The sequence below is a fragment of the Streptomyces sp. NPDC058751 genome (assembly GCF_042746485.1).
GTDB lineage: Bacteria > Actinomycetota > Actinomycetes > Streptomycetales > Streptomycetaceae > Streptomyces.
The window spans coordinates 35,178-57,044 of the sequence record NZ_JBHYPZ010000051.1; the positions used below are offsets into that span (position 1 = coordinate 35,178).

17 protein-coding genes are annotated in these 21,867 nt (G+C 72.5%); 4 read left to right on the forward strand and 13 right to left on the reverse strand.

The features are described 5' to 3' along the window. Position 1 precedes the first annotated feature (1 nt). The 6 genes from ACFW6B_RS34825 to ACFW6B_RS34850 form a co-directional block, all read right to left on the reverse strand. Positions 2-580, reverse strand: coding sequence for a hypothetical protein (locus tag ACFW6B_RS34825; protein ID WP_386602624.1), 579 nt, complete (start codon positions 578-580; stop codon positions 2-4). Next, a complete protein-coding gene (locus ACFW6B_RS34830) occupies positions 565-1,692 on the reverse strand; it encodes a ParA family protein (protein ID WP_151474659.1) in 1,128 nt (375 codons plus the stop codon). Before ACFW6B_RS34830 ends, ACFW6B_RS34825 begins: the two co-directional genes overlap by 16 nt. A 426-nt stretch (positions 1,693-2,118) precedes the next feature. Continuing rightward, positions 2,119-3,243, reverse strand: a complete 1,125-nt coding sequence (ald, locus tag ACFW6B_RS34835; protein ID WP_386602626.1) for an alanine dehydrogenase — start codon at positions 3,241-3,243, stop codon at positions 2,119-2,121. 161 nt (positions 3,244-3,404) lie between these two features. Continuing rightward, entirely contained in the window at positions 3,405-5,486 is a 2,082-nt protein-coding gene (locus ACFW6B_RS34840) for a tetratricopeptide repeat protein (protein ID WP_386602628.1), read from the reverse strand. Positions 5,487-5,769: 283 nt separating this feature from the next. Next, a complete protein-coding gene (locus tag ACFW6B_RS34845; RefSeq protein ID WP_386602631.1) occupies positions 5,770-6,396 on the reverse strand; it encodes an NUDIX domain-containing protein in 627 nt (208 codons plus the stop codon). Between the two features lie 111 nt (positions 6,397-6,507). Then, positions 6,508-8,175 (reverse strand): CTP synthase, encoded by a 1,668-nt coding sequence (locus tag ACFW6B_RS34850; RefSeq protein WP_386602633.1) that lies wholly within the window; start codon positions 8,173-8,175, stop codon positions 6,508-6,510. 547 nt (positions 8,176-8,722) lie between these two features. Here ACFW6B_RS34850 and ACFW6B_RS34855 point away from each other — a divergent pair. The 3 genes from ACFW6B_RS34855 to ACFW6B_RS34865 all read left to right on the forward strand — a co-directional run bounded on the left by ACFW6B_RS34855 (position 8,723) and on the right by ACFW6B_RS34865 (position 13,751). Next, positions 8,723-10,525, forward strand: a complete 1,803-nt coding sequence (locus tag ACFW6B_RS34855) for a glycoside hydrolase family 15 protein (RefSeq protein ID WP_386602657.1) — start codon at positions 8,723-8,725, stop codon at positions 10,523-10,525. 103 nt (positions 10,526-10,628) lie between these two features. Continuing rightward, a complete protein-coding gene (locus ACFW6B_RS34860) occupies positions 10,629-12,023 on the forward strand; it encodes an FAD-binding oxidoreductase (protein WP_386602635.1) in 1,395 nt (464 codons plus the stop codon). A 99-nt stretch (positions 12,024-12,122) separates the two neighbouring features. Next, a complete protein-coding gene (locus ACFW6B_RS34865) occupies positions 12,123-13,751 on the forward strand; it encodes a PucR family transcriptional regulator (protein WP_386602636.1) in 1,629 nt (542 codons plus the stop codon). Positions 13,752-13,771: 20 nt separating this feature from the next. Here the strand turns inward: ACFW6B_RS34865 and ACFW6B_RS34870 are convergent, their stop codons facing one another. From ACFW6B_RS34870 to ACFW6B_RS34890, 5 genes are all read right to left on the reverse strand, one after another. Then, positions 13,772-14,908, reverse strand: coding sequence for a glycosyltransferase family 4 protein (locus tag ACFW6B_RS34870; RefSeq protein ID WP_386602638.1), 1,137 nt, complete (start codon positions 14,906-14,908; stop codon positions 13,772-13,774). A gap of 563 nt (positions 14,909-15,471) precedes the next feature. Next, positions 15,472-17,214, reverse strand: coding sequence for a DNA repair protein RecN (gene recN / locus ACFW6B_RS34875; protein ID WP_386602640.1), 1,743 nt, complete (start codon positions 17,212-17,214; stop codon positions 15,472-15,474). A gap of 139 nt (positions 17,215-17,353) precedes the next feature. Continuing rightward, positions 17,354-18,259 (reverse strand): NAD kinase, encoded by a 906-nt coding sequence (locus tag ACFW6B_RS34880; protein ID WP_386602642.1) that lies wholly within the window; start codon positions 18,257-18,259, stop codon positions 17,354-17,356. Next, complete coding sequence (locus tag ACFW6B_RS34885) at positions 18,256-19,071, reverse strand: TlyA family RNA methyltransferase (protein ID WP_386602644.1); 816 nt, start codon at positions 19,069-19,071, stop codon at positions 18,256-18,258. The genes ACFW6B_RS34880 and ACFW6B_RS34885 overlap by 4 nt, the downstream gene beginning before the upstream one ends. 96 nt (positions 19,072-19,167) lie before the next feature. Then, a complete protein-coding gene (locus tag ACFW6B_RS34890) occupies positions 19,168-19,485 on the reverse strand; it encodes a hypothetical protein (protein ID WP_386602646.1) in 318 nt (105 codons plus the stop codon). A 42-nt stretch (positions 19,486-19,527) separates the two neighbouring features. Here ACFW6B_RS34890 and ACFW6B_RS34895 point away from each other — a divergent pair, with 42 nt between their 5' ends. Beyond that, a complete protein-coding gene (locus tag ACFW6B_RS34895) occupies positions 19,528-19,875 on the forward strand; it encodes a sterol-binding protein (protein WP_386602647.1) in 348 nt (115 codons plus the stop codon). On the opposite strand, the gene ACFW6B_RS34900 is transcribed toward ACFW6B_RS34895, so the two are convergent. Together ACFW6B_RS34900 and ACFW6B_RS34905 are read right to left on the reverse strand one after the other, a co-directional pair. After that, positions 19,859-20,794, reverse strand: coding sequence for an ABC transporter ATP-binding protein (locus ACFW6B_RS34900; RefSeq protein ID WP_386602649.1), 936 nt, complete (start codon positions 20,792-20,794; stop codon positions 19,859-19,861). The two genes, ACFW6B_RS34895 and ACFW6B_RS34900, sit on opposite strands and share 17 nt — an antisense overlap. After that, entirely contained in the window at positions 20,791-21,792 is a 1,002-nt protein-coding gene (locus tag ACFW6B_RS34905; RefSeq protein WP_386602659.1) for a FecCD family ABC transporter permease, read from the reverse strand. Before ACFW6B_RS34905 ends, ACFW6B_RS34900 begins: the two co-directional genes overlap by 4 nt. Between the last annotated feature and the right edge of the window lie 75 nt (positions 21,793-21,867).

Sequence of the window (21,867 nt, forward strand, 5' to 3'; positions counted from 1 at the left end):
GCTACCGCCCGCGCAGTCGTCGTACCAGAATGCTCGCGTCCCCGCGGGACTCCAGGTCGGCCAGGACGACGGCGACCGCCTCGCGGACGATCCGCCCGCGGTCGACGGCGAGACCGTGCTCCCCGCGGAGCACCAGGCGCGCGTGCTCGAGGTCCATCAGCTCCTCGGCGGACACGTACACCGTGATCTTCTCGTCGTGCCGTTCCCGCCCGCTGGGCCTGCGGTTCGCCGCGCGCCCCCGCTTGCGGGACGACTGCACGGACGTGGAAGGGGCGCCAGAACCTTCCTGCACCGGCTGACGGCGCCCCGGACCCTCCGGCGCACCACCCCGGCTGCGCGACTCCCCCGCGCCGGACGGCTCGGCGTCGGCGGCGACGTGTTCGTCGCCCTCGCCGTCACCGCCCTGGACGGGCACCGACTGGGGCGCGTCCTCCCCGGCCGCCGCGTCGCCCTCGCCGGCCGGAGCCGGCACCCGGGCCTCGCCGTTGGTCCGGCGCGTGGGGGTGGACGACTGGAGCGCCATGCCCCCGGTGGTACGGAACAGTTCGTCGGCCCCCGGCAGACTCACTCGGCGTGACACCGGGCGAGCACCTCCCTGGCGAGCTGGCGATAGGCGGCGGCGCCGACGGAGTTGGACGCGTACGTGGTGATCGGCTCACCGGCGACCGTGGTCTCCGGGAAGCGGACGGTCCGGCCGATCACGGTGTGGTAGACGTGATCGTCGAAGGCCTCGACGACGCGCGCGAGCACCTCACGGCTGTGCACCGTGCGGGAGTCGTACATCGTGGCGAGGATGCCGTCGAGCTCCAGCTCGGGGTTGAGCCGCTCCTGGACCTTCTCGATCGTCTCGGTGAGCAGCGCGACACCGCGCAGCGCGAAGAACTCGCACTCCAGCGGCACGATCACCTTGTGGGCCGCCGTCAGCGCGTTCACGGTGAGCAGGCCGAGCGAGGGCTGGCAGTCGATCACGATGTAGTCGTAGTCGGCCATCAGCGGCTTCAGGGCGCGCTGCAGCGTGGACTCGCGGGCGACCTCGCTCACGAGCTGCACCTCGGCGGCGGACAGGTCGATGTTGCTGGGCAGCAGGTCCATGTTCGGGACCGCCGTCTTCAGGAGCACCTCGTCGGCCGCCATGCCCCGCTCCATGAGCAGGTTGTAGACGGTGAGGTCGAGCTCCATCGGGTTGACGCCGAGCCCCACGGACAGCGCGCCCTGCGGGTCGAAGTCGACGAGCAGCACCCGGCGTCCGTACTCCGCGAGCGCGGCCCCCAGGTTGATGGTCGACGTGGTCTTGCCCACGCCGCCCTTCTGGTTGCACATCGCGATGATCGTCGCGGGGCCGTGACTGGTCAGCGGGCCCGGGATCGGGAAGTACGGCAGCGGGCGCCCGGTCGGACCGATGCGCTCACGGCGCTGGCGGGCCGCGTCGGGCGCGAGCGTGGCCGCGTACTCCGGATCGGGCTCGTACTCGGCGTCGGGGTCGTAGAAGTGCCCCTCGGGCAGTTCGTCGTAGTCGGCGAAGTGGGTGTGGTTCTCGCCACTTCCGTTGCCGGCCATGGCGTTCACGTGATGGCCATCCATGCTCGGGTGTGCTGTCTGAGTCGTCCGGGGACTCTGGTGGGCTGCGAAGGTGCGGACAGCGACGGAGCCGACAGCCTCGAGCCCCGTGGAGTCCTGGCCCCGCGCCGGCATTCCTGGTTGACCACCCCCGGGAGTAAATGTCGACTCATTCACAAGTCGTCTTACCTCCTTGGTGACCAGGGAACTTCTCGATAGGTCAGCGTGGCACCATGCCGACGGTTGGCGACTCTATGGCGTGTCACCGCTCCGCAGCAACACAATCCGCCGGACCCGACCCGATGTGTCGGCAACCGAACACCCCTCTGTCAAGGGCGTAAGGCCGTCGCACGGCAGGTTTCACCGGTGTGCGAATCGGTCGAAGAGTCACGTTCGCGGCGACTTGAACGAGTGCCGCGAAGTGACCTGACACACACCCGGCCGGACCTTGTCGGGCAAGGTCCGGCCTGGTGAGCGGTGTTGACGACCCGTGTTGACCTATCGCCTTTTGTCAGCGGCGAGTCGGCCGCGAATGTCGACTTCCGGAGTCGTCCGGGAAACTCAGCCGAGCAGGCTCTCCAGCGCGACGTGCTCCAGCCCGTGGGCCTCGGCGACCTCGCGGTAAACGACCTTGCCGTCATGCGTGTTGAGACCCTTGGCCAGCGCGTTGTCGCGGCGCAGCGCCTCGGTCCAGCCGCGGTCGGCGAGCTCGACGATGTACGGCAGCGTGGCGTTGGTCAGCGCGTACGTCGAGGTGTTGGGGACCGCGCCGGGCATGTTGGCGACGCAGTAGAAGACCGAGCCGTGGACCGGGAAGGTCGGCTCGGCGTGCGTGGTGGGACGCGAGTCCTCGAAGCAGCCGCCCTGGTCGATCGCGATGTCGACAAGGACACTTCCCGCCTTCATCCGCGAGACGAGCTCGTTGGTGACCAGCTTCGGCGCCTTGGCGCCGGGGATCAGCACGGCGCCGATCACGAGGTCGGCCTCGAGGCAGGCCTTCTCCAGCTCGAAGGAGTTGGACATGACGGCCTTGACCTTCGTGCCGAAGATCTTGTCGGCCTCGCGCAGCTTGTTGATGTCACGGTCGAGCAGCGTCACATCGAAGCCCATGCCGATGGCGATCTGCGCGGCGTTCCAGCCGGAGACACCGCCGCCGATCACGACGGCCTTGGCCGGCAGCACGCCCGGGACACCGCCGGGCAGGACACCGCGGCCGCCGTTGGCGCGCATCAGGTGATAGGCACCGACCTGCGGGGCGAGACGGCCCGCGACCTCGGACATCGGGGCGAGCAGCGGCAGGGCGCGGCTGGGCAGCTCGACGGTCTCGTAGGCGATCGCCGTGGTGCCGGACTCCAGGAGGGCGTCCGTGCACTCCTTGGAAGCGGCCAGGTGCAGGTAGGTGAAGAGCGTCTGGTCCTTGCGGAGGCGGTGGTACTCCTCGGCGATGGGCTCCTTGACCTTCAGCAGCAGGTCCGCGGTGGCCCACACCTCGTCGGCGGTGGGCAGGATCTGCGCGCCGGCGGCGACGTACTCCTCGTCCGTGATCGAGGAGCCGACACCGGCGTTCTGCTCGACGACGACCTGGTGGCCGTGGCGCACGAGCTCGTGCACACCGGCGGGGGTGATGGCCACCCGGAACTCGTTGTTCTTGACCTCGCGGGGGATGCCGACCTTCACGTCGATCACGGTCCTTGACTCAGAGGGCTCTGGGCTGTGCATGCCGGGGCGATGCAAGCCTGGCGATGCATGACATACCCGACGTACGGGAGCACACCGGGAGACACCACGGAAGAACGCGGCGGAGCCAGTCTAATGAAGGGATTCCCAGTGTCTAGCCTTTCAATGCATCAATCTTCAGGTGATGCACTGCGGATTTCGTAGGCGTTAGCGTCGCGTTTCGCGTCGGATGCGCTCTCCGGGAGCTCATCTCCCAGCATGCGCTCGGCGGCCGCCCGGTGCAGCCGGGCGGCCGCCGGGTCGCCGAGCCGGTCCAGGGTGTCGGCCAGCCTGACCTGCAGCGCGGCCTGCAGGCGTACGTCGTCGGCGCGGCGCGCCCACTCGACGGCCTCCTGGCAGGTGCGCAGCGACTCCTCGGGCCGTCCGGCGTACTCCTGGACCCGGGCCATCTCGCTCAACGCCCTTGCCTGGGAGGCGACATCACCGTTCTTGCGGTGCCAGGCGACCGCGGCGCGCCAGTTGACCTGCGCCTCGCCGTAACGGCCCGCGTAGGTGTGCGCGGTGGCGATGCGCCCGTACAGCCGGGCGGCGTCCACGCGCTCGTCGCGCGCGAGCCGCTGGGCGAGCGCCCTGCCGTACCAGTCGGCGGCCCGGTCGTGGTCCCCGAGTTCCTGGTGGGCGCCGCCTACGGATTCCATCGCGCGGCCGGTCGCGTACGGGTCGTTCGCCTCGCGTCCGGCGTCGAGCGCGGCCCGGTAGCGGGCGAGGGCGTCGGTCCTTCGGCCGGTCTGCGCGTCCAGGTCGGCGAGGTTGAGCAGAGCCGCCGCCCTCTCACGGGGCAGGTCGCGGCGCTCGGCGACGCCCAGGACGAGACGGTGGATGCCGTACAGGTCGGGCGCCGCGGCCCGGGTGCCGAAATGAGCCGCCATGGCCCGCACCAGGGCGGCCATCAGCCGCCGGGCGAGGGTGTCCAGCTCCCCGTCGGCGACGGCCAGCCGGGCGGAGGCGAGCAGCGCGGGCCGGCGTACGCGCAGCCAGTCCTCGGCCGCTTTGGGGCCGGCGAAGCGCAGGGCGCGCGGCATCCCGGCGAGCTTCTCCCGGGCGGGCGAGCTGTCGGTCTCGGTGATGGCGCGGCAGGACACCAGGAGCCGTACGGTCCGCTCCAGCATCCGGGCGCGGGCGAGCTGCACCTCGGCGGGCCGGTCGTGGGTGTCGACGAGCGCCCGGAGCAGGGGGTGCAGACAACCGGGCACCTCGTACTGGGGCAGCGCCGAGGGGACCGCGCGCAGCAGGCCGAGGCCGGCGAACTCGTCCAGGGTGGTGTGCGCGGCCTGGACCGAGCAGCCGGCCAGCGCGGAGGCGGTGTGCGGGTCGACGAGGCCCGCGGGGGCCAGCGAGAGCAGTCGCAGTATCCGTGCGGCGGGGCCCGGCAGGGACGCGTACGAGAGCCGGAAGACACGGTCCAGCGGTGTGCCGTCCTCGCCCTCGGTGCGCAGGTGCTTGGCCAGGTCGGCGACGGCGGAGGCGGGGCGCGCGGCGAGCCAGCCGCCGGCCAGCACCAGGGCCGTCGGCTGGCCCGCGCACAGTTCGACCAGCCCTTCGGCGGCGAGCGGGTCGACGGTGATGCGCACCGAGCCGGTGAAGTGGCCGAGGAGTTCGAGGGCGGACTTGGTGTCCAGGCCGCCCAGCGTGCAGGGGCGGACGTCCGCGATCCCGGTCAGCGGCCCGCCGGAGACGGCGACGACCAGGCAGTCGGGGGAGTCGGGCAGCAGGGCGTCGACCTGCTCGGCGTCGGCCGCGTCGTCGAGCAGGAGCACCGCCCGGCGGACCGCCAGGGCCTCGCGCAGCCGCTCGCCCAGGTCGTCGGCGTCGGCTCCGGGGGGTGCGGACAGTCCGAGGGCGGTGAGCAGTTCCCGCGCGGTGGCCTCGGTGGGCACCCGTGTGCCGTCGGGTTCGGCGAGCCGGGCGCGCAGTATGCCGTCGGGGTAACTCTCGGCGACCTGCGCGGCGAGCCGGTCGGCGAGCGCGGTACGGCCGGAGCCGGGCTTGCCCGCGATGAGCAGCACCCGTGCCCGCGGGGCCTTGCGGCCGGCGATGGTGTCGAGGCCCGCGCGCTCGATGTCCGCCCGGAGTTCCTTCAACTCTCTTGCACGGCCCAGGAACTGACTCACCGTGGGAGCGGACCCGGCAGCCGGGAGCTGCCCCTCGGACGACACCCCGGTGCCGCCGCCGTCCACTGCCTGATCCGCCACGGGCCACGCTCCCGTTCCACTGCACGCGCTAGCCCGCCGGGACTCCGGTACGGGCGTTTTCCAGAGCCTAGTTCACGCTCTGCGACGATCCGGGCGGAGCGCGGCGGTGACGTCCCCCGATCGGATCAGGTGATCGTAGGACCGGCATCCCCGGACGGCCCGCCAGGATCCCCGGACGGGCGCACCCGGCAGCCCTGACGGACGCGCCGGAGCGTCCGAGGCGGGTACCGGAGGACCGCCCGGGGCGCCTTCCGGGACGGCCGGGCCGCCCCGGAGGCGGACGTCAGGCCTCGAAGGGGCGGGCGGGCCAGGGCGCCTCGGCCGGGCGCAGGGCGTCGAGTCCGTCGCCCTGCCGCGCGGCGAGGAGCGAGAGGACGCCCACGACCAGGCAGTTGTTGTGCAGGTCGCCGGCGAGCACACCGCTGACGAGTTCGCCGAGGGGGACGCGGGCCAGCTCCATGTCGGCCTCCTCGTCCTCGACCTCGAACCGCTCGCCCTCCGCCTGGGAGAGGCCGCGGGCCAGGAAGATCCGGATGGCCTCGTCGCAGCCGCCCGGCGTGGTGTAGACGTCGGTCAGCACCCGCCAGCTCTCCGCCTTGACGTGCGCCTCCTCGTAGAGCTCGCGCTGGGCGGCGTGCAGCGGGTTCTCGCCGGGGACGTCGAGCAGGCCCGCCGGGATCTCCCACAGCTTGTGGCGCACGGGGTGGCGGTACTGGCGCAGGACCAGGACGCGGTCCTCGTCGTCCAGGGCGAGCACGGCCACGGAGCCCGGGTGGACCTGGTAGTCACGGCGGACGACCGACCCGCCGGGCATGACCACGTCGTCGGTGCGCACCGAGGTCTTGTTGCCCTTGAAGGGGGTCTCGGTCGCCCGGACCTCCCACTCCTCGGGGGTGTCCTTGATCGTCATGGCCTGTCCTCCCACACGCGCAAACAGAAGCCGGTCCGGTGACGGGACCGGGGCGCGCGCCCTGCGGGAGAACCCGAGGACCCGCACCCCGGTCACCGTACAACCCTGGTGCTACTTGCCCGTCTTGCGCGCCACGGCGGCCTTGACCAGGCCCGCGAAGAGCGGGTGCGGCCGGGTCGGACGGGAGCGCAGCTCGGGGTGCGCCTGGGTCGCGACCAGGTAGGGGTGGACCTCGCGCGGGTACTCGACGTACTCGACGAGCTTGCCGTCCGGGGAGGTGCCGGAGAACTGCAGGCCGGCCTTCTTCTCCAGCTCGGCGCGGTAGGCGTTGTTCACCTCGTAGCGGTGACGGTGGCGCTCCTCGACGTACTCCTTGCCGTCGTACACCTCGCGCACGATCGAGCCCTCGGCGAGCTTGGCCGGGTACATGCCCAGACGCATGGTGCCGCCCATGTCGCCCTCGCCCGCCACGATGTCGAGCTGCTCGGCCATCGTGGAGATGACCGGGTGACCGGTGCCGGAGTCGAACTCGGTGGAGTTGGCGTCGGGGATGTCGGCCAGGTTCCGCGCGGCCTCGATCACGATGCACTGGAGGCCGAGGCAGAGGCCGAGGAGCGGGACGCGGTTCTCGCGGGCGTACTGGATCGCGCCGACCTTGCCGGACACACCGCGGTCGCCGAAGCCGCCGGGGATGCAGATCGCGTCGACGTCGCCGAGCTGCTTGGCGGCGCCCGCCGGGGTCTTGCAGTCGTCCGACGTGACCCACTTGATCTTGACGCGGGCCTTGTTGGCGAAGCCGCCGGCGCGCAGCGCCTCGGTGACCGAGAGGTAGGCGTCGGGCAGGTCGATGTACTTGCCGACGAGCGCCATGGTGATCTCGTGGACCGGGTTGTGGACGCGGTCGAGGAGGTCGTCCCAGGTCGCCCAGTCGACGTCGCGGAACGGCAGGTCCAGCTTGCGGACGACGTAGGCGTCCAGGCCCTCGGTGTGCAGGACCTTCGGAATGTCGTAGATCGACTTGGCGTCGATCGCGGCGACCACGGCGGCCTCGTCGACGTCGCACATCAGCGAGATCTTGCGCTTGATCGCGGTGGGGACGTCGCGGTCGGCCCGCAGCACGATCGCGTCCGGCTGGATGCCGATGTTGCGCAGCGCCGCGACCGAGTGCTGGGTCGGCTTGGTCTTCAGCTCGCCGGAGGGACCGATGTAGGGCAGGAGCGAGATGTGCACGACGAACACGTTGTCGCGGCCGACCTCGTGACGGACCTGGCGGACCGTTTCCAGGAAGGGCAGCGACTCGATGTCGCCGACCGTGCCGCCGACCTCGGTGATGACGACGTCGACGTCGTCGGTCGCCATGCGGCGGATGCGGTGCTTGATCTCGTTGGTGATGTGCGGGATGACCTGCACGGTGTCGCCGAGGTACTCGCCGCGCCGCTCCTTGGCGATGACGGTGGAGTACACCTGCCCGGTGGTCACGTTGGCCGAGCCGTCCAGGTCCACGTCGAGGAAGCGCTCGTAGTGCCCGATGTCCAGGTCCGTCTCGGCGCCGTCGTTGGTGACGAACACTTCGCCGTGCTGGAACGGGTTCATGGTGCCCGGGTCCACGTTCAGGTACGGGTCGAGCTTCTGCATGGTGACGCGCAGACCCCGTGCCTTGAGCAGCGCGCCCAGGCTGGAGGCGGTCAGTCCCTTGCCGAGGGAGGAGGCGACACCCCCGGTGACGAAGATGTGCTTGGTCGTCGTGGCTGTGCTGTTTCGAAAAGCACTGGGCGGCATGGCCAAGAGGGGGCTCCCGTGGTCGGTCTGGGGTGCGTGCCGGCGTGGGGCCCGGAGATTTCCGGGGGTGCCGTCGCTGCGGTTCGGGGGTTTCTCGCCCACCGGTCCACGGGCTACCAGGGTATCAGCGACCGGAGGAGGCCGCTTCCGGCCACGCTCCGCGCACGCCCGGACACTCCGGCCCGGCACACGGCTCGCATACCACTCACTCGATCGGCTCAGCCGGGTTGTCCGGAGCGGCACGCGGATCTTCCACGTGCGTCGTATCCTGCTCGGACACTCGCTGCCGAGCCCCTCCGGCACACGGCATCACCCCGCACGCAACCGGAACGAAGAGGGCCTGTCAGTTCGTTCGAAACGACAATCGCATCGCCCATCGCACCCACAACCGGCGTTTTGCAGCGACGTACGGCGGACGTCCCCCATCATCGACGTTCTGCAGTTACCCACTCTCATTGCCTACTGTTTTTGCAGTACCTACGTTCCCTTTGACCGCAAGAGCGACCGCCCCGCGAGGGGCGCCGTGGCCGTTCGACTGGAGATGCACGTGGCCGGGCGCATCGAGGACTACGCACTCATCGGAGACATGCAGACAGCCGCGCTGGTCTGCCGGGACGGCACAGTCGACTGGCTGTGCCTGCCCCGCTTCGACTCCCATGCCATCTTCGCGGGACTGCTCGGCACGGAGGATCACGGTTTCTGGCGCATCGGTCCCGCGCACGCCGCCGACGCCCAGCCGCCGACGGCCTCGCGCCGCCGGTACCGCGGCGACTCGCTGATCCTCGAATCCGAGTGGGACACCCCGCGCGGCACGGTCCGGGTGACCGATTTCATGCCCCCCCGCGACGGCGCCCCGCAGCTGATCCGGATCGTCGAGGGCATCAGCGGCCGGGTTCCGATGTGCTCCGCGCTGCGCATGCGGTTCTCGTACGGCCGCGTGGTGCCCTGGGTGCGCCGCCACGAGGGGCGCACGGTCGCGGTCGCCGGACCCGACTCGGTCTGGTTCGACACGGAGTGCCAGACGTACGGCAAGGACCTGACCACCTACGCCGACTTCACCGTGGCGCCGGGCGAGCGGGTCGCCTTCACCGTCTCCTGGGAGCCCTCGCACAAGCAGCCGCCGCCGCTGCCCGAGCCGGAGCAGTCGCTGGAGGCGACCGAGGGGTTCTGGCGCGACTGGGTCGACCAGTGCACGTACCACGGCCCCTACCGCGAGGCCGTCGTCCGCTCCCTGATCACGCTGAAGGCCCTGACGTACGCACCCACGGGCGGCATCGTCGCCGCGCCCACCACCTCCCTGCCCGAGGAGATCGGCGGCGTACGCAACTGGGACTACCGCTACACCTGGCTGCGCGACGCGGCCATCACCCTCTCCTCGCTGCTGCGCACCGGCTACCGCGAGGAGGCCCGCGCCTGGCGCGAGTGGCTGCTGCGCGCGGTCGCCGGCGACCCGGAGAACCTCCAGATCATGTACGGCATCGCGGGGGAACGGGAGTTGGGCGAGGCCGAGCTCGACTGGCTTCCCGGCTACGAGGGTTCGGCGCCGGTCCGGGTCGGCAACGGCGCCGCGCACCAGCTCCAGCTCGACGTCTACGGCGAGGTCACCGAGGCCCTGCACCTGGCCCACATGACGGGCCTGTCCCGCAACGACTACGCCTCGCTCCTCCAGCTGAAACTGATCCGCTACCTGGAGACCCACTGGGACCAGCCGGACGAGGGAATCTGGGAAGTCCGGGGCCCGCGGCGGCACTTCGTGCACTCCAAGGTGATGGCCTGGGTCGCCGTCGACCGCACCATCAAGCTCATCGAGTCCGGGGACGCGCACGGCCCGCTGGAGAAGTGGCGCGAACTGCGCGACGACATCCACCGGGACGTGTGCGAGAAGGGCTACGACCAGGAGCGGAACACCTTCACGCAGTCCTACGGCTCGAAGGAGCTCGACGCCTCGCTGCTGCTGATCCCGCAGATGGGCTTCCTGCCGCCCGACGACAAGCGGGTGATCGGCACCATCGAGGCGATCCAGCGCGAGCTGTCCACCTCCGACGGCTTCATCCTGCGCTACCCGACCGAAGGCGAAATCGCGGGCGTGGACGGACTGGAGGGCGACGAGGGCGCCTTCCTCGCCTGCTCGTTCTGGATGGCCGACGACCTCGCGATGATCGGCCGGGTCGACGAGGCCCGCAAGCTCTTCGAGCGCCTGCTGGCCCTGCGCAACGACCTCGGCCTGCTGGCCGAGGAGTGGGACCCGCGGCTGCAGCGCCAGGTCGGGAACTTCCCGCAGGCGTTCAGCCACGTTCCGCTGATCGACACGGCCCTCAGGCTGACGGCGAGCGGGGCGTACGGCGGCTGAACCGCACCGCGCGGGCGCGCCGGGACCTCCCCGGCGCGCCCGATGCGCCGTGCCCGCCTAGCCTGGAAGAAGTCCTGTCCCCTCATGGAAGGGGGCGGCTTCCATGGCTCCCCTTTCGAAGGCCGGCGCGGCACTGGCCGCGCTCCGCGCGAGTCTCTCCGGTGAGGTGCTCACCCCCGACGATCCGGGATACGACGAAGCCCGGACGATCTTCAACGCGATGATCGACCGGCGGCCCGCCGTGATCGCCCGGTGCGAGGGCGAGGCCGACGTGACGCGCGCGGTGCGCTTCGCGCGTGAGCTGGACCTGCCGATCGCCGTACGCGGAGGCGGTCACAGCGTCTCCGGCATGTCGCTCAACGACGGCGGACTCGTCATCGATCTCAGCCGTATGAACGCGGTCACCGTCCATCCCGGGTCCGAGACGGTCCGGGTCGAGGGCGGGGCCCTGATGAGCCATCTCGACCGGGCCACCCAGCCCTACGGTCTCGCCACCACCGGCGGCCGGGTCTCGACAACCGGCGTCGGCGGCTTCGTCCTCGGCGGCGGCAGCGGCTGGCTGGACCGGTCCTTCGGCCTCGCCGTCGACAATCTGCTCGGGGTCGAGCTGGTGGCGGCCGACGGTTCGCCCGTGCGCGCCACCGACCAGGAGAACCCCGAGCTGTTCTGGGCCCTGCACGGCGGCGGCGGGAACTTCGGCGTCGCCACCGCGCTGACCCTCAAGCTGCACCCGCTGCCCGAGTTCTCGATCGCCCTGCTGATGTACCGGCCGGAGCACGGCCCCGACGTGGTCCGCGTCTACCGCGAGATCATCACGAACGGGCCGCCGGAAGCGAGCGGCGGCATCCTCTACCTCACCGGCCCGCCCGAGGAGTTCGTGCCCGAGGAAGTGGTCGGCAAGCTCCTGTGCGGCGCCCTCGTCGCGTACGCGGGCCCCGAGGACGCCATGCGCAAGGTCGCCCAGCCCCTGCTGGCGCTGCCGCACGAGGTCGAGATCGTCACCGCCCTGCCCTACCCCGACTTCCAGTGCATGATCGACGACCCGCCCGGCATGCGGAACTACTGGTCGGCGGAGTACCTGACCGGCGCGCCCGACGACTTCGTGGACGTCTTCTGCGCCCTCGGCGACACCATGCCCGTCCCCACCGGCACCCAGCACGTGCTGTTCCCGCAGGGCGGCGCCATCGCCTCCGGACCGTCCCGCTTCCCGGTCCCCTACCGCGACGCACCCTGGGCCGTGCACCCCTTCGGGGTCTGGGAGGACCCGGCCGACGACGAGCGGTGCGTCGAGTGGGTCAGGAAGGTCCGCGAGGACGTCCGGCCGTGGAGCACCGGCGCGGTCTACCTGAACTTCATCGGCGACGAGGGCACGGACCGCGTCACGGCCGGCCTCGGCGAGGACAACCTGCGGCGGCTCGCCGCGGTGAAGGCCGAGTACGACCCGGACAACGTCTTCCGCTTCAACCACAACATCACCCCGGTACCGGCCGGCGCCTGACCCCGGCACCCACCCGGACACCGCCCGCGGCGGCCCCGCCGTCGCCCCCGGACGGCCCGGGGATGCCTCCGCGAGCCGTCCGCGGGTAGCGTCCGCTCCATGGACAGCCGTCACGACACCCAGGGCGCCGGGATCACCGTGCAGCGGGCCCTCGAGCTGCCCGGACTGCGCGGCGGGCTGCCGGAGATCGTCGCGGGCGCCGAGCGGCTGCACCGGACCGTGCGCTGGGTGCACGCGGGCGAGGTGCCGAACATAGCCTCGCTGCTCAAGGGCGGCGAACTGCTGCTGACCACGGGCTACGGTCTCGGCACCCGTCCGGCCGACCAGCGCGCGTTCGTCCGCACGCTCGCCGAGCGCGGGATCGCGGCGCTCGTCGTGGAGCTCGGCCCGCGCTTCGCCCGGCTCCCGGCCGCGCTCGTGGAGACCGCGCGCACCACCGGTCTGCCACTGGTCCAGCTCCACCGCGAGGTGCCCTTCGTGACGGTCACGGAGGAGATCCACACCGAGATCGTCAACGGCCACTACGCCCTGCTCCAGCAGGCCGAGGAAGTGCACCGGCGCTGCACCGAGGCCCTGCTCGGCGGCGGCGGGGTGCCCCAGGTCCTGCGCATCCTCGCCGACTTCAGCGGCAACCCGGTCTTCCTGGAGACGGCCGACGGACAGCTCCTGTACGCCGCCGGCGCCGGCCCCACCGGCGCCGACCCGCTCCAGGTCTGGGAGGGGCTGCGCGGCCAGCACAAGGAGGAGCCGCCCGCGGGGACCACCCTGGTCGACGTGCCCGGCGGCGGCCCCGGCACCGGCTCCGTGCGCGCCCGCCTGGTGCTGCTGCCCGTCGGCGCGCCGGTCGCCCCGGTGCACCGGATCGCCGCCGAGCGGGCCGCCGGCATCCTGGCCGTCGTGCTGATGCAGGCCCGCCAGGAGGAGGAGCTCGCGGCGCGGGGGCGCGGCGACTTCCTGACCGACCTCGCCGAGGGCCGCATCGAGGCCGAGGACGCGCCGGCCGAGGCCCGCGTCCTCGGGTTCAAGCCCGGCGGCGGCCCGCTCCTGCCGGTCGTGATGCGGCTCGCCGACGGCCTCGCGCCCGGCGGCGGCTGGGCGGTCCTGGCCCGCGCCGTGGCCGAGGAGCTGGCCTCGGTGGGCGTCCCGGTCCTGCTGGGCGTACGTCCCGTCGAGGGCCGGGTCCCGCTGCTGCTCGGCCTGCGCTCGGAGTCGGAGCGGGTGGCCGTGGCGGACCGTGTCGCGGCGGCGCTGCGCGCCGGTGTGGAACGCGCGGGCATGCAGCGGCCCGGGGCGCATCCGCCCGTGGTGGTGGTCGGCGCCGCCGGGGGCTGGGCGGCCGCGTCGGCGGGCCTTCGGCACGCGGCGGAGACGGCGACGGCCGCGCAGGGCCTGTCGGACCGGCCCTGGTACGACGCGCGCCGGCTGGACATCGACCTGCTGCTGTGGCGACTGCGCGAGCACCCCGACCTGGCGGCCTTCGTGGAGCGCGCGATCGGCCCGCTCCGCGACCACGACGTCCGCTCGAAACCGCCTCTCCTCCCCACCCTGCAGACGTACTTGGCGCACGCCGGCCGCAAGGCGGAGACCGCCCGCGAACTGCACCTCAACCGGCAGACCCTGTACAACCGCCTCGCCAGGATCGGCGAGTTGCTGGGCATGGACCTGGACGACCCGCAGACCGTACTGGCGTTGAGCCTGGCGCTGCGGGCCCGCAGACACGTTCCCTGAGGACCGCCCGCGGCCCGGTGTCAGACCAGCGGCCGGAACCGCGTGAACTCGTCGTAGACGCTCAGTACCTGGGCGACCGTCTCGTCCTCGGTCGGCCATGTGGCGGCCTGCCGGGCGCCCTTCTCCCGCAGCGCCTCCTGCCGCGCCGGATCGGCGAGCAGCCGTACGACGGCGTCGCCCAACGCCTTGGCGTTCCCGTACGGGACGAGTTCGGCCGCGTCACCGACCATCTCGGGAATGCCCCCGACCGCCGTGGCGACGAGCGGGACGCGCGCCTGCAGGGCCTCCCGCGCCAGCACCGAGCGCGACTCCCATCTGCTGGGCAGCAGGACGAGGTCGGCGGCCGCCAGCAGTTCCGTGACGTCCTCGCGCCGTCCGATGAGCCGGACCGGCAGTTCCTCGTCCTCGATCCGGCGCTGGAGAACGGTGCGCAGCGGCCCCTCCCCCGCGATCACCAACAGCGGCACGGGGTCGAGGCGGCACCAGGCGCGCGAGGCGTCCAGCAGGGTGTGGTAGCCGCGGTACCGGTCGAGAGAGCCGACCGCGACGAGCAACGGACGGTCGGTCGCACCGAGTTCGGCCCGCGCCTTGTGCCGGAACCGGTCGGGTTCCACCGGCTCGGCGGGCGGGCGGGGCGCCGGAAACGCGACGGCGGCGAGCCGCGCGTCACGCGCTCCCCTCCTGCGGGCCCGGTCCACCAGGTCGGACGAGGTCCCGAGCACCACGGCCGCGGCCCTGGCGACCCGGCGTTCGAGGAGCCGCAGGACGTGGGCCCGGGCGCCGTCCGCCTCCGAGCGGGTGTGCCAGGTGACGACGAGGGGAACATGCCGTCCGCTGAGCGCCAGCACCGCCCGCAGGGCCGCGTGGATCCCGTGCGCGTGCACCAGGTCCGCGTCCGCGCAGGCCGCCCGCAGCGCGGACACCGAGGCGGGGTCGCTGCTGCGGGGCACGGGGACGTGGTGCGCGCCGACCCCGGTGAACCCGTACACGCGGTCCGCCTCGGCGGGAGCGCAGACGGTGACCCGGACCCCCCTGGCGACCAGACCCGCGGCCAGCGACCGTACGTGCGCGCTGCTGCCCGCGCTTCCGCCGCCGAGCACCTGCACGGTGCGCAGCGGGGACTGGCCGTGCGCTGAGTGGCTGCTCACGTGGCTCACGTGGCCGGGGCTCCTGGTTCGGCGTCGGACGGTCACGGGGAAACGTACAGAAGGATCGTGCGGGGGAAGGGGCCGCACGTCGTGCACCGCGTACTACGCCAAGGATGCCAGGCCGCCCGGGCCTCTCCGCACCGCCGTCACGACGAGGGCACGTCAGACGGGGCAACCCGGCGACGACGATCACCCTCACGAGTGATGAATAGCCCGTTCCGGGGAGGACGGGACCACAAGAGCGAACGGCCCCCCAGGCCCCCCTCGCACGCACCACACCCCGAGGAAGGTGCACCCGCGCACCAAAAGGCGCACCGAAGCCCCCGCACTCCCCCGGCACACGGGGGGAGAGGTTTCAGCCCCTCCGGCGTTTGAGGAGCGGGGTCCGGGGCGGAGCCCCGGGTACGGGAAGGGTAGGGACGGAGGGGCGAAAAAGCAGACGAAACGGCCCCGCAGCCCGGGCGGGACCGCCCACCCGGGCAAGACCCCGCCAAAGGGCAGTCCCCCGTCGGGGGCAGCCCCCGCCCGACCGGGTCGGCCCCGCCCCCGCCGAGGGGGCGGCAGAACCGCCCCTAGGCGTCCGCGCGGGCCGCCGCGAGCAACTCCTCCGCATGGGCCCGAGCCGTCTCGGAGTCCTCCTGCCCGGCGAGCATCCGGGACAGCTCCCGGATCCGCTCCTCGCCCTCCAGCACCTTCACGCCGGACCGTGTCACCGAGCCGTCGTTGGTCTTCTCGACCAGGAGCTGCCGGTCGGCGAACGCGGCCACCTGCGGCAGATGCGTCACGACGACGACCTGCGCGCTCTTGGCGAGCTTCGCCAGCCGCCGCCCGATCTCGACCGCGGCCTTGCCGCCGACACCCGCGTCGACCTCGTCGAAGAGATACGTCGGCACGGGGTCGGTGCCCGCGAACACGACCTCCACCGCGAGCATCACGCGCGAGAGCTCACCACCGGACGCCCCCTTGGCGATGGGCCGCGGCGGCGCCCCGGGATGCGGGGCGAGCAGCAGCTCCACCTCGTCGGCGCCGGCCGGACCGTAGGCCACCGGCCGTCCGCCGACCTCCACCCCCTCCGGGTCGTCGGTCTGCCGGATCTCGAAGGACACCCGCGCGTGCGGCATCGCGAGCGAGGCCAGCTCGGCGGTGACGGCTGCGGCGAACCGCTCGGCCGCCTCCGTACGGGCGTCCGTCAGCGCCTGGGCGAGACCGCCCAGTTCGCCGCGCAGCGCGTCCCGCTCGGCGGTCAGCTCGCCGATCCGCTCGTCGTCGCCGTCGAGTTCGGTGAGCCGCTCGGCGCTCGCCTCGGCCCAGGCGATCACCGCGTCGACGTCCTCGCCGTACTTGCGGGTGAGCTGGGTGAGCGCGGCCCTGCGCTCCTCGACGGCCGCCAGCCTCAGCGGGTCGGCGTCGAGGTCGTCGGCGTAGCCCGCGAGTTCGCCCGCGACGTCGCCGAGCAGGATGTTGATCTCCCCGATGCGCCCGGACAGCACGGCGAGGGCCGCGTCGTGCGACCGCACGGCCTCCAGCGCCCGGTGGGCGCCCGCGACGAGCGTGGCCGCGTCGATGCCCTCCGGGTCCTCGGGGTTGCCCGCCAGCGCGGCGTGCGCGGCGGTGGCGGCCGACGCCAGCGCCTCGGCGTGACCGAGCCGTTCCGCCTCCGCGGCCAGCTCCGCGTCCTCGCCCGCGCGCGGCTCGACGGCCGCGATCTCGTCGAGGCCGAAGCGCAGCATGTCGGCTTCCTGGGCCCGTTCCCGCGCACGCGTCGTGATCTCGTCCAGCTCGGCCGAGACGGCCCGCAGCCGACGGTAGGCGCCCGCGTACTTGGCGAGCGGTACGGCGACCGCGTCACCCGCGTACCGGTCCAGGGCCTGCCGCTGCCGGGACAGCTTGAGCAGCCCCTGCTGGTCGGTCTGGCCGTGCACCGCGACGAGTTCGTCGGCTAGCTCGGCGAGCACGCCCACCGGCACCGAGCGCCCGCCCAGGTGCGCGCGTGAACGCCCCTCGGCCGAAACGGTACGGCTGATCAGCAGCACGCCCTCGTCGAGCTCGGCGCCGGCCTCCTCGGCCCGTACGACGGCCGTCCCGTCCGCGGGTACGCTGATCCGCCCCTCCACGAGGGCGCTCTTGGCGCCGATCCGTACGAGGGCCGGGTCCGCGCGCCCGCCCAGCAGCAGCCCGAGGCTGGTGACCACCATCGTCTTGCCCGCGCCGGTCTCACCGGTCACGGCGGTGAAGCCGGGCGACAGCTCGACGACCGCGTCGTCGATGACTCCGAGCGACCGTATCCGCATCTCCTCCAACACGTCCCCGACCATACGAGGTTTTCCCGGCGCCGTGCGACGCCGCCCCCCGCAAAGAGAACCGAGCGTTACTTTCCGGGAGCGATCTCGTTCGCCGGGGTCCGCGCGGAGGCGGCCCCGGCACCCGGGCGGAACCCGGGTGCCGTACGTGTCCCTAGTGCGGTGCCCCGCGCCACCCGGAGACCGGCAGCGCGAACTTGGCGACGAGCCGGTCGGTGAAGGACGCGTGGTGCAGCCGGGCGAGCCGCACGGGCACGGTCCCGCGGCGCACCTCGACCCGCGCGCCCGGCGGCAGCTCCACCGTGCGCCGCCCGTCGCACCACAGCACGCCCGGCGGGATGTGCGGCAGCACCTCCACGGCGAGCACCGAGTCCGGCGAGGTGACCAGCGGCTTGGCGAACAGGGCGTGGGCGCTGATCGGCACCATCAGCAGTGCCTCGACCTCGGGCCAGACCACGGGCCCGCCCGCGGAGAAGGCGTACGCCGTCGACCCGGTCGGGGTCGCGCAGACGATGCCGTCGCAGCCGAACCCGGTGACGGGCCGCCCGTCGATCTCCAGCACCACTTCGAGGAGCTTCTCGGCGGACACCTTCTGCACGGCCGCCTCGTTCAACGCCCAGTCGGTGTGCACGATGTCGCCGTTGCGGTGCACGACCACGTCGACCGTCATGCGCTCCTCGACCTCGTAGGCCTTGGTGACGACCCGGTCGACGACCTTGTCCAGGTCGTCGCGCTCGGCCTCGGCGAGGAAGCCGACCCGTCCGAGGTTGACGCCGAGCATCGGCACGCCGGAGGCGCGGGCGAACTCGGCGCCGCGCAGCAGCGTTCCGTCACCGCCGAGGACGATGAGCAGTTCGCAGCCGTCGAGGCACTGCGGAGTCGCCTCCTGGACCAGTTCCACCTCGTGCGGCAGCGGCAGGTCGGCCGCCTCGGCGGCGAGGACCCGTACGCCGATGCCGGAACGCAGCAGCCCCTGGACCACCAGTTCGGCGCTGCGGATGGCTGCCGGCCGCCCGGTGTGGGCCAGCAGGAAAACAGTACGAGCTCGGGTCTGTGTCAACGCGGCCCCTCCGCCACTGCACGGTCAACGTCGGCCGGGTCGAGTGCGGGTGCCCCGGCTCGCAGCCACAGAAAGTACTCGACGTTGCCCGACGGTCCGGGCAACGGGCTCGCTGTCACGCCCTTCACTCCGAGCCCCAGTTCCCGGGCTCGCCCCGCCACGCCGCGCACGCTCTCGGCACGCAGCTCCGGACTGCGCACGACACCGCCGCTGCCCAGCCGGTCCTTCCCCACCTCGAACTGCGGCTTGACCATCATCACCAGATCGGCGTCCGGCGCCGTGCACCGCGCGAGGGCGGGCAGCACCAGTCCGAGCGGGATGAAGGACAGATCCCCGACAACAAGGTCCACGGGCTCCCCATCGATCGCCTCCAACGTCAACTCGCGTACGTTCGTACGGTCCTTGACGGTGACGCGTTCATCGCTCTGGAGAGACCACGCAAGTTGTCCGTAACCGACGTCCACGGCGACGACGTGGGCCGCGCCCGCGCGCAGCAGTACGTCGGTGAAGCCTCCGGTGGACGCGCCGGCGTCCAGCGCCCGCCGGCCCTCGACCTTCAGGCCCTGCGGTCCGAAGACGGCGAGCGCGCCCGCGAGCTTGTGCCCGCCGCGCGAGACGTAGTCGGGGTCGCTGTCGTCCTTGCTGACCACGATCGCCGCGGCGGTCTCGACCTGCGTGGCGGGCTTGGTCGCGAGGGTCTTGCCCACGCTGACCCTGCCCGCCGCGATCAGCTGTCCGGCGTGCTCGCGCGAGCGGGCGAGCTTCCTGCGGACCAGCTCGGCGTCGAGGCGGCGGCGTGCCACTCCTGCCACGTTCGGTTCAGCTCCTGCGGTCGTACGGTGATGGAAACGGGCGCCCGGGAGGCTCCCCGGGTGTCCCGGAGGTCTTCCGGGTGTTCCCGAAGGATCTCATTGGGGGACGCCGGACGGACGGACGGCGGGAGCCGGGGCTCCCGGGCGGACGTCGAGCGCGGTGAGCGCGTCGCGCAGCCCCCGGTGCACATCCTCGTACACCTCGAGGTGTCCGTCGGTGGTGAGGTCGTCGGCGTCGGCCAGCCGGTCGAGCCGGGCGTCGACGTCGGCGTGGCCCGTGGGGACGCGCGGGACGTCGAGCGGGGCCGGTGCGGCGGGGTCGTACGCGGGTCCCTGTTCCGTGTCCGCGACGGGACCGGGCTCCTCCGCGGTCACGGCCTCGGGGAGCTCGCCCTCGGGGGCTGAGTCGTTCATGCCCCGACGCTACCGCGAAGGGCTGAGGTACCGTCGAGCACGATGGCGACGACTGAGGAGTGCCGCGCCGCACTCGACAAACTTTCGGACAACATGGCGGGCGCCGACGGGAACGTACGTGCCGCGGCGGCCCTGGACCGCTCGCTGAGCTGCCGTATCACCGACCTGGACATCACCTTCGTCGGCCGCCTCAGGGGCGGCCGGATCGAGGTGCTCGACACGCTCCAGGGCCCGCCGCCCGAGCGGGCCCAGATCCGTCTGACGATGAAGGGCGACGACCTGGTGTCGATGGTGGACGGCGAGCTGCACTTCGCCAGGGCCTGGGGCTCGGGCCGGGTGAAGCTGGAGGCGGGCCTGCGCGACCTGCTGCGGCTCAGGACGCTTCTTTAGCGACCACGGCGGTGCGGACCCTGGCCTTGCGCGCCGCGGGCACCACGAGCGGCGTCCCGGTCTCGGGGTCGTCGATGACCTGGCAGCGCAGTCCGAAGACCTCCTCGACCAGCTCGGCCGTGACGATGTCGTTGGGGGCGCCCTCGGCGATGACCTCGCCGCCGCGCAGCGCGATCAGGTGGGTGGCGTAGCGGGCCGCGTGGTTGAGGTCGTGCAGGACGGCGACCAGGGTGCGGCCCTGCGTCTCGTGGAGCTCGGCGCACAGGTCGAGGACGTCGATCTGGTGCTGGATGTCGAGGTAGGTCGTCGGCTCGTCCAGCAGGAGCAGCGGGGTCTGCTGCGCGAGCGCCATCGCGATCCACACGCGCTGGCGCTGACCGCCCGACAGTTCGTCGACGTAGCGGTCGGCGAGCTCGGCGACCCCGGTCGAGGCCATCGACTCCTGGACCACCCGCTCGTCCTCCGCGGACCACTGGCGCAGCAGCCCCTGGTGGGGGTAGCGGCCCCGGCCGACGAGGTCGCCGACCGTGATCCCGTCCGGCGCGATCGACGACTGCGGCAGCAGCCCGAGGGTGCGCGCCACCTTCTTCGCGGGCATCGACTGGATCGTCTGTCCGTCGAGCAGCACCCGCCCCTCCGAGGGCTTCAGCATGCGGGAGAGGGCGCGCAGCAGGGTGGACTTGCCGCAGGCGTTCGGGCCGACGATCACCGTGAAGGACCGGTCGGGAATCTCCACCGACAGCTTCTCCGCGATGACGCGCTGGTCGTAGGCGAGGGTGACGTTGTCGGCGGACAGGCGGTTCACAGTGCTCCTTGGGGTGTTCTCGTGCGCCCGGTCGTTCGCACGCGCCGCGTTCTTCGGTCCTCGCACGGCCTGGTCCGCCGGGCCGCTCACGGCCTGGTCCGCCGCGCCGCTCATATCCGGCCCGCCTTGCGTTCGGTGACCAGCAGCCACAACAGGTAGACGCCGCCGACGACGCCGGTCACGACGCCGACCGGCAGCTGGTCGGCGCCGAAGGCGCGCTGCGAGGCCCAGTCCGCGACGACGAGCAGGGTCGCGCCCATGCACATCGACGCCATCAGGTTCGGTCCGGGCGAGCGGGTGAGCCGCCGGGCGAGCTGCGGGGCGGTGAGCGCCACGAAACCGACCGGGCCCGCGGCGGCGGTGGCACCCGCGGTGAGCAGCACGGCGGCCACCATCAGCAGCAGCCGCGTCCGCTCGACGCTCACTCCGAGGGCGTACGACACGTCGTCGCCCATCTCCGTCATCCGCAGCCCGCGCGCGTTGCCGAGGACGAGGGGGACGAGGACGGCGCACATGATGAGCAGCGGCCAGACCTGGGCCCAGTCCCGGCCGTTGAGGGAGCCGGTCATCCAGACGACGGCACGGGCCGCGTCGACGAGGTCGGCCTTGGTGAGGAGATAGCCGTTGACCGCCGTGGCGACCGCGCATACACCGATGCCGACCAGGACGAGCCGGTAGCCGTGCACGCCCCGCTTCCACGCGAGCAGGTAGATCGCGAACCCGGTCAGGAGTCCCCCGACGAGCGCCCCGAGTGCGACCTCCGTCGCGCTGCCCGAGAACAGCACGATCATGATGAGCGCGCCGGCCGTGGCCCCCTGTCCGAGCCCGAGCACGTCGGGGCTGCCCAGCGGGTTGCGCGAGATGGACTGGAAGAGCGCCCCGGACAGCCCGAGCGAGGCCCCCACCAGCAGCCCGACGAGAACGCGCGGCAGCCGCAGCTCGTTGACGATGAACTCCTGGCCGGGGTTGCCGTCGCCGGCCAGGGTCTTGAGCACGTCGACGGCCGGTATCGGGAAGTCGCCGGTGCCGATGAGCACCACGCTCGCGGCGGCCGCGGCCACCAGCAGCAGGACGGTCACGGTGAACGCGCGGACGTCGAGGCGGACGGACAGTCCGCCGCCGGTGCGGACGGCCCGGACGCGGCGGCCGGGACGTGCCGGGACGCCCCGTTCGCGGGCGTTCCGGGT